Source organism: Nocardiopsis sp. CA-288880 (genome assembly GCF_050955985.1).
GTDB lineage: Bacteria > Actinomycetota > Actinomycetes > Streptosporangiales > Streptosporangiaceae > Nocardiopsis > Nocardiopsis tropica.
Genome location: NZ_CP192105.1, coordinates 4,328,899 through 4,339,958, shown reverse-complemented (window position 1 = coordinate 4,339,958; position 11,060 = coordinate 4,328,899). Strand labels below are relative to the sequence as shown.

General features: G+C 70.0%; 8 protein-coding genes. 4 read left to right on the top strand and 4 right to left on the bottom strand.

What is annotated here, in order from left to right; translation table 11 throughout:
- Positions 1–119 precede the first annotated feature (119 nt).
- From ACQPYD_RS19175 to ACQPYD_RS19165, 3 genes are all read left to right on the top strand, one after another.
- Positions 120–911 (top strand): thioesterase II family protein, encoded by a 792-nt coding sequence (locus ACQPYD_RS19175; protein WP_433696960.1) that lies wholly within the window; start codon positions 120–122, stop codon positions 909–911.
- A 25-nt stretch (positions 912–936) separates the two neighbouring features.
- Positions 937–1,677 (top strand): class I SAM-dependent methyltransferase, encoded by a 741-nt coding sequence (locus tag ACQPYD_RS19170; RefSeq protein WP_433696959.1) that lies wholly within the window; start codon positions 937–939, stop codon positions 1,675–1,677.
- A 64-nt stretch (positions 1,678–1,741) separates the two neighbouring features.
- The gene (locus tag ACQPYD_RS19165) at positions 1,742–2,167 is read left to right on the top strand and encodes a hypothetical protein (RefSeq protein WP_433696958.1); all 426 of its coding nucleotides are present in this window, start codon (positions 1,742–1,744) and stop codon (positions 2,165–2,167) included.
- Positions 2,168–2,538: 371 nt separating this feature from the next.
- On the opposite strand, the gene ACQPYD_RS19160 is transcribed toward ACQPYD_RS19165, so the two are convergent.
- The 3 genes from ACQPYD_RS19160 to ACQPYD_RS19150 all read right to left on the bottom strand — a co-directional run bounded on the left by ACQPYD_RS19160 (position 2,539) and on the right by ACQPYD_RS19150 (position 7,073).
- Complete coding sequence (locus ACQPYD_RS19160; protein ID WP_433696957.1) at positions 2,539–5,988, bottom strand: hypothetical protein; 3,450 nt, start codon at positions 5,986–5,988, stop codon at positions 2,539–2,541.
- A 51-nt stretch (positions 5,989–6,039) separates the two neighbouring features.
- Complete coding sequence (locus ACQPYD_RS19155) at positions 6,040–6,378, bottom strand: trypco2 family protein (protein WP_433696956.1); 339 nt, start codon at positions 6,376–6,378, stop codon at positions 6,040–6,042.
- A gap of 275 nt (positions 6,379–6,653) precedes the next feature.
- Positions 6,654–7,073 (bottom strand): nuclear transport factor 2 family protein, encoded by a 420-nt coding sequence (locus tag ACQPYD_RS19150; protein WP_433696955.1) that lies wholly within the window; start codon positions 7,071–7,073, stop codon positions 6,654–6,656.
- A gap of 957 nt (positions 7,074–8,030) precedes the next feature.
- Here ACQPYD_RS19150 and ACQPYD_RS19145 point away from each other — a divergent pair.
- Complete coding sequence (locus ACQPYD_RS19145; protein ID WP_433696954.1) at positions 8,031–10,157, top strand: tetratricopeptide repeat protein; 2,127 nt, start codon at positions 8,031–8,033, stop codon at positions 10,155–10,157.
- A gap of 361 nt (positions 10,158–10,518) precedes the next feature.
- Here ACQPYD_RS19145 and ACQPYD_RS19140 read toward each other — a convergent pair whose 3' ends face one another.
- Positions 10,519–11,007, bottom strand: coding sequence for an NUDIX domain-containing protein (locus ACQPYD_RS19140; protein WP_433696953.1), 489 nt, complete (start codon positions 11,005–11,007; stop codon positions 10,519–10,521).
- Positions 11,008–11,060 lie beyond the last annotated feature (53 nt).

Below are 11,060 nucleotides of genomic sequence, written 5' to 3'. Positions count from 1 at the left end.
TCGAGTGCCAATATGAAGACCGCCCGCAATTCGAGATCAAAGTCACCGGGGTCGCCAATGGCGATGCCATTAAAAGCCATTCTTTTTTCACAGGAAAGAACGCGAGGAGAAGAATTCCCATGGACCCGCGGCAAGCGCCCCTCAGCCCGTGGCTGCGCCGGCCCCGGCACCGCCCCCGGGCGGACGTGCGCCTCATCTGCCTGCCCCACGCCGGAGGGTCGGCGTCCTCGCTGCGACCGTGGCAGTACCTGCTGCCCCCCGGCATCGAGGCGCTGACCGTGCAGTACCCCGGCCGCGAGGACCGCTTCGGCGACCCCATGGTCGACACGATGCCCGAGGTCGTCGACGCGGTCGTGGACGCGCTCGGCCCCCTCCTGGACCGCCCCTACGCACTCCTGGGGCACAGCATGGGCAGCGCCGTCGCCTACGAGGCGGCCGTGGAGGCGCGCCGCAGGTCGCTGCCGCCGCCGGTCCGGCTCTTCGCCTCGGGGCGGCCCGCACCCCACCACGTCGAGCCCGGCGACGTCCACCTGCGCGACGACGAGCACCTGGCGGCCGACCTCACCCGGCTGGGCGGCACCCCGCCGGAGGTCCTGGCCGACGAGGAGCTGCGGACCGCGGTCCTGGGCTACGTGCGCAACGACTACCGGCTGATCGAGACCTACCGGCCGACGCGGGCGGAACCGCTCGAGATGCCCGTGCACGTGTTCGTCGGCGCACAGGACCCGGAGTGCTCCGAGGAGGCCGCCGCGACCTGGAAGACCACGACGACCGGCGACGTCACGACCGAGGTGTTCCCGGGCGGGCACTTCTTCCTCGCGCAACAGCGCCGCGCGGTCGCGGCGACCATCGCCCGGGCCCTGGGCCACGAGCCCGCCGAGACCGCCCCCACCTGGCCCAGCACACCCTGAGACCCTCACGACAAGGAAGATCACCATGGTCGCGGACTACTACACGGCCTCCGCCGAGTTCTACGAGATGGTCGCCGCACGCCACGTGCTCACCAGCGCCGGACCGCTGCGCACGGCGCTGGCCGGCGTCGACCCCGCCCACGGCCCCGTCGTCGAGATCGGGGCGGGCACGGGCCGCATCACGGAAGTGATCGCCGCGGCCCTGCCGCACTCCCCGATCCTCGCCGCGGAGCCGTCCACGCCCATGCGGGCGATGCTCACCAGCCGCGTCGTCGGCAAGGAGGACCTCCGCCGCCGCGTGACCATCAGCGCCGAGCCCGCCCAACACCTGCGGCTGCCCGACCGCGTCGGCGCGGTGGTCGTCTTCGGCGTGCTGGGGCACCTGACCAAAGAAGAGCGGGTCGCGCTCTGGCGCAAGCTGGGCGAACACGTCCCGCCCGGCGCCCCGATCGTCGTGGAACTCATGGGAACGGGCACCGCCAGGACCATTCCCCCCTTCCGCATGCTGCGCGAACGCATCGGCGAGCAGACCTACGAGTGGTGGACCCGGGCCGAACCCGTCGAGGGCGACCTCTTGCGATGGGAGACGACCTGGAAGGTCCTCCGTGACGGCGAGGTGGTGCGCAGCACCAGCGACACCTACATGTGGGAGAACCTCAGCGTCGCCCGCCTCGCCGAGGAGGCGGGCATGGACGGACGCCTGGTCAGCGAACCGGGCCTTCCCGGAGCGCCGGAGATCGGCGTCCTCACCGTCCGGGGGGCCTAGGAGCCGCCCCCTCATCCCCGGGGCCTCCGGGCGCGATGCCGGGTACGGTCGTCGGGTGATGCCGATGACGCGACGCGAGTGCCCGCTGCACGGAGCGGGGGTGGACCCCGCACGTCTGGTCGGGCGCCGCGTGCGTCAGGTCATGGCCGCGTGGCACGCGCGCGCCGACCGGGGCGCGACCGACGACCCGGTCGAGGTCTGGCTCGTCGACGACCTCGGCGACGCCGTCCACCTGACGACCGGCTCCGACTGGTGCCTGGTCGTGGACGACGCCGCGCCCCACTCCGGTTACGGCATGGGTGGGCACGGCAGTGTGGAGGTCGCACCGTGGACGCGCGGGTCGCCGTTCGTCCGCCATGCGGGGGAGCCCGTCGTCGCGGTGCACGAGAGGTTCGACTCCGAAACCGGCCGTGTCAGCCTGGAGATCGTCTTCCCGACCGGCAGTGTCGAGTACGGGAGCTGGGGCGGAGACCTGCGTTCGGTGGGCTGACCGCCAAAGGGCCGACCTCGGTCGCGGCCGGTGCGGGTCACGGGACGGAGACCATTCCCGGGAAGGCTGGTTGTCTACCTCCGGCCGGTTCCGGAATTCCTGAGGTCTTCGAGTGGCCGGAGGTAATTTCCCAGGCGCTTTGGTACAGGCTCAGGGCGCTTCTCCATGGGGCTCGGTACGTCGTGGGCGTGGGCGGGGGCACGGCTACGGCCTGTCAGTAGGGATTCCAGGAGCAGGGGCGTCCTGGTTCTCCGAGATCGGTGACCCGCCGGTCGATCTCGGTGTCGGTAGGGCGATTCCAGCCCAGACCCGAGCCTCCATCGCGCCCGGTACGAGACGGTCGTGTGATGAGGGGTGTGCTGTCCGCCGACTCAAGACACATCATCAGCTTTTTTCGGGTTGCCCAACTCCAATTTGATGCGGGTGGATTCCTCGAAAAATTCGAAAGATTCCGTATAACGCCCCAGGGCGACTAGGATTCGGCCTATGCTGCCCAGGGATTCTGACAAGTCGGAAAGGTGGTCATCGGGGTTCTGATCCGCGAGTTCGAGACGGATACTGACAGCCTCGCTGATTACTTCGAGACCTTCCTCGGCACGCATCAGAATTTGCAGCCGACCGGCTTGGTCGTGCAAGGATGCCGCCAGGTCGGGAAGGTAGGCCTCCGGGCGCTGCTCAGCCAGGATGCGGCGGATGCCAACGGCTTTGGTGATCGCTTCCAGGGATTCCTCGGACCGGACCAGATCTCCCAGCTGGCCGGCTTGGTCGTGCAGGGACGCCGCCAGGTCGGGAAGGTAGGCCTCCGGCTGCTGTTCAGTCAATGCCTCGTACTGGCGGACGGTTCGGGTGATGGCTTCCAGCGCTTCTTCGCCCCGCTCCGGGTCTGCCAGGGAGCGACGGACACTGACGGCTTCGGGCATGGCGTCCAGAGCTTCTGAATCACGTCCCAGTTTCGTGAGGACTTTGACATGGTGGTCCAAAAAGTCTGCGAGTTTGGGCAGGTGGACGTCGGGGTTCTGCTCCGACAAGGAACGGGTGATATCGACAGCTTGGGTGATGGCATCCACAGCTTCTTCGTCCCGGTCCAGAGCACTCAGATGGCCGGCCTGATTGCCCAGGGCGAGGGCGAGGTCGGGGAGGTGGGTGTCGGGGCGTTGTTCGGCCAGGGTCCGGTAGTGCTCCACAGCTTCGGTATTTGCCTCGAACGCTTCCTCGAACCGCTCCAGAGCATTCAGGTAGATCGCCTGGTTGGTCAGGGCCATGGCGAGGCTCGTCAGGTAAGCGCCGGGGCGTTGTTCGGCCAGGGTCCGGTAGTGCTCCACAGCTTCGGCGCTTGCCTCGAACGCTTCCTCGACCCGCCCCAAGGCACGCAGGGTGAGGACTCGGGTGTTCAGGGCGAGGGCGAGGTCGGGGAGGTAGGTGTCGGGGCGTTGTTCGGCCAGGGTCCGGTAGTGCTCCACAGCTTCGGTACCTGCCTCGAACGCTTCCTCGACCCGCTCTAAGTCACGCAGGGTGAGGGCTCGGGTGTTCAGGGCGAGGGCGAGGTCGGGGAGGTGGGTGTCGGGGCGTTGTTCGGCCAGGGTCCGGTAGTGCTCCACAGCTTCGGTACCTGCCTCGAACGCTTCCTCGAACCGTCCCAAAGCGCGCAGACGGAGGGCTTGATTGTTCAAGGATCCGGCGAGGTTGGACAAGTAGGCGTCGGGGTCTTGCGCTGCCAGCCCCCGACGCACCCTGACCAGGCACGCCGTCAATCGCTCGGCCCAGACCGCCAGCCGATGGCTGGACAGGGGCAGGGCGTCGCTGAGCCGTCCGAGAACCGCGTGAGAGGTGTGGGGATCGTCTGTGACATCTTCCAGGGCCTGGACGAGCGGGCCGGGGTGTTCCACCTGGGTGGCCACGTCGATGACCGCCGGGCCCAGCGTGTGGATGTGGCGGGTGCACAGTGCGCTCAGGTGCCCTTTCACGGCGGACAGGGCGGGGTGCGCGGCCGCGCGGGCGTACAGGGTCACCAGGCGTTCGGCGTCCGCGGTGGCGATGGTGTCCAGATGGGGGTCGAACAGGGCGGGGTCGCGCTGCAGGCGCTGGCCGAGGAAGTACTCCAGCAGCCGGTCCGGTTGCAGGTGCCCCCACATCCGCTCCCCGTCCGGGGGGTACAGGCCGCCGGCCCACAGGCGGATCTGGTGCCTGCGGGCGGTGGTCTGGCCCCGGAGCACCGACGCGTTTTCCAGGAGTTCGTCCGCCTCCGCGACGCCGGCGGGGGAGAGGGTGAAGACCAGGGCCAGCACGTCGCGCAGCGGTTGCGCCAGGTCGGCGTCGCCCAGGCCGTAGGCGGCGGCGCTGTGGTCCCAGTACCGGTACTCGTGGGCCAGCACCCGCCCCTCCACCGCGGTATCGGCGGTGACGGCCGTAGGGTCCTGGGTGGCGTCCAGCAGGTCGGCCAGGGCGCGCATGTGCACGCTCAGCACGGTCTCCCACTCGGGGCCCGACAGGTCCGGATCGGTCAGGCGGGCCGCGACCCGGGCCCAGCCGGCCGGGCGCGGTGTGCGGGCCGTGGGCAGGGCGTGGGCGAGGTGGCCCAGGGCGGTGCGGTACTCCCGGGCACGGTCACCCGTGTGGGGTGCCAGCGGCGGTAGCGGGAGCTGCAGGGCGAGGTCGGCCAGCAGGTGGCCGGTGGCGGTGTTGACCTGGTCCCACCACTCGCCCAGGGTGCGCACCAGCAACAGCAGTCGGACGGGGGCGTGCCCTGGGGGCCGGTCGCACAGCTGGAGCAGGCGGACGAGCTGCGCGGTGCGGGTCTCGGCGTAGTCCACCACCACCAGCAGCGGGGCCGTGGCCTCCTTGACCGGGCCCAGTTCCTCGACGGTGGCGTCCTGCCTGAGCCACACGGTGGCCCACCGCCTCCCCCGGGGGTCGGGCTCGGCCAGGCGCGCGGTGAGTTCGTGGGCCAGGCGGGTCTTGCCCTGCCCGCCGGGCCCGTGCACCACCGCCGCCGTGAGCGGTTCCTCGCCCTGGCACCACTCCAGCAGGGTCCGCATGGTCTCCTCGCGGCCGTGGAAGTCCACCACCTGCCGGTGGGCCTCCAGCAGCGCGGCGGGGGAGGGGCGGTGGTGGGCGCGCGGGGTGTGGGCCAGGTGGGCGAACTCGACCGGCTCCAGCACCAGGGGGACACCGTGCTGGGCCAGGACCGCCCGGAAGGCGGGGTCGTGGTGCAGCACGTAGGCGGGCACGACCTCCAGGGCGGCGTGGTCGCGGTGTTCGAGGTCGGCGGCCACCACGCCCACCACCAGCTCGCCGTCGGCGCAGCGCATCGCGGCCCCGGACAGGCCCGCCCACAGCGAGCGCCGCTGCCCGGATCGTTCCTGCTCCCGGATCTCGTGGGGGAGCCAGCGCGGCGGGTGGGCGCTCAGGTCCATCACGTGCCGGTGGTTGACGTAGTGGCTGCCAGGGGCGACCGTGCCGGTCAGCTGGGCGGTCTCCGCGGCCCGGCCGGTGCGCTGCACCAGGTCGGGGAAGCCCCACACCTGGCAGGGGGTGCCGGGGGTGGTGGTGACCAGCCTTCCCCACCTGGTGGTGACCGGGCGATCGGTCCAGTCGGGGTCGGTGACCTCCACGAGGGCGGCGTCGTCGTGGCTGTGCGGGGTGCCGCGCCAGAGGACGCGTCCGGTGCGGGACCGGTGGTCGGTGGCGGTGTGCACCTCCACCTGGCCGCCGGGATCAGGGACCGTGTGGGCGCTGGTCAGGACCAGGCGCGGGCCGATGAGGTAGCCCGACCCGGTGCTGGTGGGGGTGGTGATGCGGGTGATGCGTTGGGCGGTGTCCAACAGGTTCTCCGGTCGCTTCTACGGACCCCGCACACGGGGGGATCTGGGGTCTTAGCGGCTGAAGGCCGGGGGAGGGGTGTGCTCGCCGGGGTCGCGGCGGGTGCTGCTGATGGACACGTCGCCGCCGGGGGTCTTCCTGGGGTGGGGGGTCAGGGTGAAGGACACCCGGTGGGTGCGGGTCCGGCTCGCCCCGGCCTCGACCTCGCCGGAGGCGATCCACGCGGAGAGCTTGCCCTTGGCCTTGCCGTCGACGCGGAACTGGACCTCGAAGTCCATCTGGATGGGGCCGACCTTGAAGGCGATGTCGGGGCTCTGGGCCTCGGCCTCCTCGACCGCCTCGGTCAGGTCCTCGCGCAGGGTGCGGACGGCGTCGGTCAGGCGGATTTCCACATGGGCTCCTCGAAGAGCGGGGGAGAAAGGACGATCCCACGATCGCAGAACCCGTGCCGTGGCGCGGGCGCCGGAAGGGGGTTTGACCGTATGCGGCCAGCCCTCCACCTTCCGGTCGGCGGTGGCTTCGGCACGTTCCGCGCCCGCGACCGTCGGGCGACCGCTCGTGGAGACGCCGACACAAGCGAAAGCGTCCACAGGACATTCCGCGGCCGGGGGTTTCGGTTGTCCTCGAAGGGTTCCGCCGGCGAGCGGCGCCGGTGTGCGTGGTGGTGTCAGCCCTGCGCGCCGGCCTTCTGCTCCTCTTCTTCCCGCGCCTCTCGGGCGATCTGGTCGAACTCGGCGCCCATGGCCTCGGCGAGGGCGGTGGCCGCGGACAGCGGGCGGACCATGACGACGAAGTCGTCGATCCTGCCGTCCTCGTCCGTGTGGAGGAAGTCGCAGCCGTGGATCCGCCGCTCGCCGACCCTGGCCTCGAAGACCAGTGCGTGGTCGCGGTGGTCGGATCCGGTGATCTCGCGAACGTAGCGGAAGTCGGTGAAGACCCTGCTGACGCCCCTGATGATCGCGGCGGTCACGGCTCGGCCGGTGTAGGGCTTGAAGGCGACCGGGCTGGTGAACACCACGTCCTCGGCGAGCAGGGCGTGGATCGCGTCGTGGTCGTCCGCCTCGACGGCCTCGCGGAAGGCGCGCACGATTCTCCTCTTATGCAACTTGTTGAATAGGTGCTGTGGAGGGTACCAACGGGGGTCGCGGCCGTCCAGGGTCGATCTCCGGCGTCGGGTTCCACGACGATCCGTTCCTCCGCCGTTCCCCGGGCGTCCGACCTGGTTTTCCGTCAGTGGTGAAGCGACGGGCAACGGTCCGTTCTGCGCAAAGGGAAAACACACGAGAGGAAGCTTGGCCACGGTGCGCTCTGCCCTGGGCGAGAACCTTCCTGTCCTCATTCCGCCGGGGATGCGGAGTGCACAGTGGTGTCCTGGAAAGATCCCGGCGTTTCTCCGGAGTCGCCGTGGGCGGGCTCCGTTTCCGCTCGGGCCGTACAAGTGGAAAGGTCCGGGCAGCCATAGGAACGCCGTTGGTTCCGCCGTTCGGCGTTATTTCGGGAGCACCATCCACGATGTCCTCGCGGGACGGCACCGGGCGTTGGCCGACCCCGTGGAGCATGTCTGCCTGCCGTACTCAGGGCTCATCTCATGTGGTGAGTTTGCGGTAGTAGATCAGTGTGCGGGCGATGTCGGCGAAGGCCGGGAAGTGGTCGGCTGGCAGCGGTGGTGTGGGAGGCGATCTTCAGACAGCCATGGCGTGCTCGACTCGCCGGCGGTGCTGTCCCCTGGGTGTCGGCTCCCAGGAACACCACGGACCGGGGCGAGATGGACTTCAAAAACCCGGTGCGAGGAAACGTTCCAGGTGGAGCGGCAGTACCGGTCTGACACGGTCACGGGGGCGTGGTCATCGGTGGACAGTAGAGCACGACGACCCCCTTCATCCGACCCGCACGCTGACGGCCCCTGTGCGAGGCCTCTGCCCAGCCCTTGTAGCGGGTAGCGTGTTCGCCCCAGCGTTGCGGGCAAGACCGTGAACCCGGCAGAACAGGGACACGGAGTCACGGAGTCCCTGCGGCGCAGGGATTTGCGACAGGATTGCGGGTTATGAGCCGGTCGAGGAAAGTCGCCTGCGCGGTCACCGTCACGGTGCTGTTGGGCACGGTGGTCGGGGCGGGGTTGTGGTGGGGCGGCGGCGTGTTCAGCCGCCAGGGGTGGGAGGCCACCTCGTGGGTTGCCGCGGTGGCGGGGTTTCTCCTTGCCGGTGCCCCGGTGTGGGTGTGGGCGCTGCGCCGTGAGGAATCTACCCCGGCACCCGCCCCCGTGCCTCCTGGTGCGCAGGTCGACAGCAGCGTCGCGGGCGACGTGACGGGGGTCGCGGTGCAGGGAGGGGCCTTCTTGTCTCCGGTCACGATCTACCAGGGCGAGCGAGAGGCGACGAGCACCGTGTCGGCGTGGTCGGCACCGGTGACGGAGGTCGACCTCTACCAGGTGGGGGTGCACCGCTCCCGGTCCGTGAACGGCCCGGAGGGCCCAGGCGTTGTGACCGCGTACGCGGACCGCGACATCGACAAGGATCTGCGCTCGCGGGTGGCCGCGGCGGGCCGTGACGGGGGTCTGGTGTTGGTGGTGGGCGGGTCCGCTGCGGGCAAGACCCGGGCGGCCTGGCAGGCGGTGGCAACCCAGTTGCCTGACCACCGCCTGCTCGTTCCGAACGCGGGCGCCGACCTGGCGCACCTGCCCGAGCGGGTCCGGGCCGAGGCCGTCGGCTGCGCGGGGGTGGTGGTGTGGTTGGACGACATGGACCGCCATCTCAACACCGGCCGCAACCTCACCGCCGCCCTGATCCACACCCTGACCCAGGAACGGGTCGTGGTGGTGGCGACCCTGCGCCAAGGTCCCTACGACACCTACCGCAGCACCACCCCGACCGGCCAAGGAGGTGCCGAGGAACTGGCGCGGATTCAGACCGGACAGGACCTGGTGCGCGGCGTCGAAGCGGTGCGCGTGGAACGGGTGTGGACCCCGGACGAGTTGGCCAACGGCACCCGCATCGCCGCCGAGCGAGGAGATATGGTGCTGGCCGATGCGGTGGCGCGCCAATTGCGCGGTCTCACCGACGGGGCGGCCGAGCACGGGGTGGCCGAGTACCTGGCCGCGGCTCCTGAGCTGGTGGCCCTGTGGCAGCACGCCAGGGACAGCCTGGGCAGCGAGGGCGGGCACCCGCGCGGACACCGCCTGGTGGCCGCGTCGGTGGACCTGGCCCGCATCGGGGTGGGGTCCGCCGACGCGCGCCTTCTCGAAGCGGCCCACGCCCACTACCCTCTGCCCGCGTCCTCGCGCCCGGAGTCCTTCGCCCGGGCCCTGGAATGGGCCGGCGCGGTGCGGTTCGGTGCCAGCGGTCTGCTGATCCCCACCACCACCACCGACAACACCCGGTGGCGGCCCTTCGACTACCTCCTCGACACCGCCACCCCCGTCCCCGACCCGCTGTGGGACACCGCCCTGACCCACACCACCGACGAGGCCGGTCTCTTCTCCATCGGTCTCGCCGCCTCCCGGGTCGGGCTGACGGCCATCGCCGAAACTGCCTGGACTCGCGCTGCTGAGGCCGACAACACTTTTGCCATGGTCAACCTCGGGTTCCTGCTTTGGGGGCGGGGTGAGGACGAAGAGGCCGAGACCTTGTGGCGGCGCGCCGCCGAGGCCGGTGAAACCCGCGCCATGGTCAACCTCGGGCTCCTGTTCAAGGGGCGGGGTGAAGACGAGGAAGCCGAGACCTGGTACTTGCGCGCCACCGCGGCTGGCGACACCCGCGCCATGGTCAACCTCGGGCTTCTGCTGGAGGACTGGGGCGAGGAGGAGGAAGCCGAGACCTGGTACCGCCGCGGCGCCGAGGCCGGTGACACCAACGCCATGGTGGGCCTCGGGTTCCTGCTTTCAGGGCGGGGTGAAGACGAGGAGGCCGAGACCTTGTGGCGGCGCGGCGCCGAGGCCGGCGACACTTTCGCCATGGTCAACCTCGGGCTTCTGCTGGAGGATCGGGGCGAGGAGGAGGCCGAGACCTGGTACCGCCGCGGCGCCGAGGCCGGCCACGCCCGCGCCATGGTCAAACTCGAGCTCTTGCTGAAGGAGCGGGGGGAAGAGGAGGAAGCCGAGGTGTGGCAGCGTCGTGCGGCCGAGACGGAAGCCACCAACCTGGTTCCTCCCAGGACCGGGCAACGGGGCAGCTGATCCGCGAGTAGCTTTCAGCGCAAGGAGGACAGCTTCGGGGGCGAGCACATCCCCCGCCAAAGGGTCACACTGAGATCACGACAGTCCCCGCGCAACCGAGCGTTGCGCAGTGGCCGAGAGCGTGGACCGGTTCAACCACCGCCGCCTGCACGGCGAGATCGGGCTGGTCCCGTCGGCGGAGTGCGAGGACGACTTCTACCGGCAACAGGACGGGTCAACAGAAGACGAAGCATTGGTTCCGAGCCTCCAATACACCAGGCACAAGACACCAGGTCACAGAACCCTTCCCAGCTGTCGGCCAGCATGCGCACCTGCGTCGACTTGCCGCTGTTGTCCGGCCCGTTGAGGCTGACGAACCCGGTCACGGGCCCTCAGCCCTCTCAGGCACCTTGTCGGCCTGGTCCAAGAGCGCAAGGAGGCCGTGGACGTTCGCTCGGGTGAACTCGGCAAGCGGGGGTGGCAGGAGACGGATCTCCGAGAGGGCGGAGCGTGTGGCGGGAACGCTGACCACCTCGTAGGCGCCGCGGCCGGGGGCGGTGAACTCGGCCCCGGTACGGCGGGCCAGGTCCATGGAGGTCAACCGTGCGACGAAGACGTGCTGGAGGCCCACACCTGCGTGCAGGTCGTCGGTGATGAGGAGGACCTGGCGGACCTGGTCGATTTCTCCGCCGAGTTCCTCGAGGACCTCCCGGCGCAGTGCGGCCTCGACGTCGGTGTCTTCCGACTCGAGTCCGCCTCCCACAGCGACCCAGTAGGGTTCCTGTCCCGGTTTGGTGCGCTTGATGAGTATCAGTCGCCGCTCACTGTCGAACAGGAGGGCACGGGCACTCTGCCTGACGGTCTCGGTCATATCCCTCATTTCTCGGTCGTGTGTTCGCGGCGGTGGGTAGGCGTGCAGGCCTG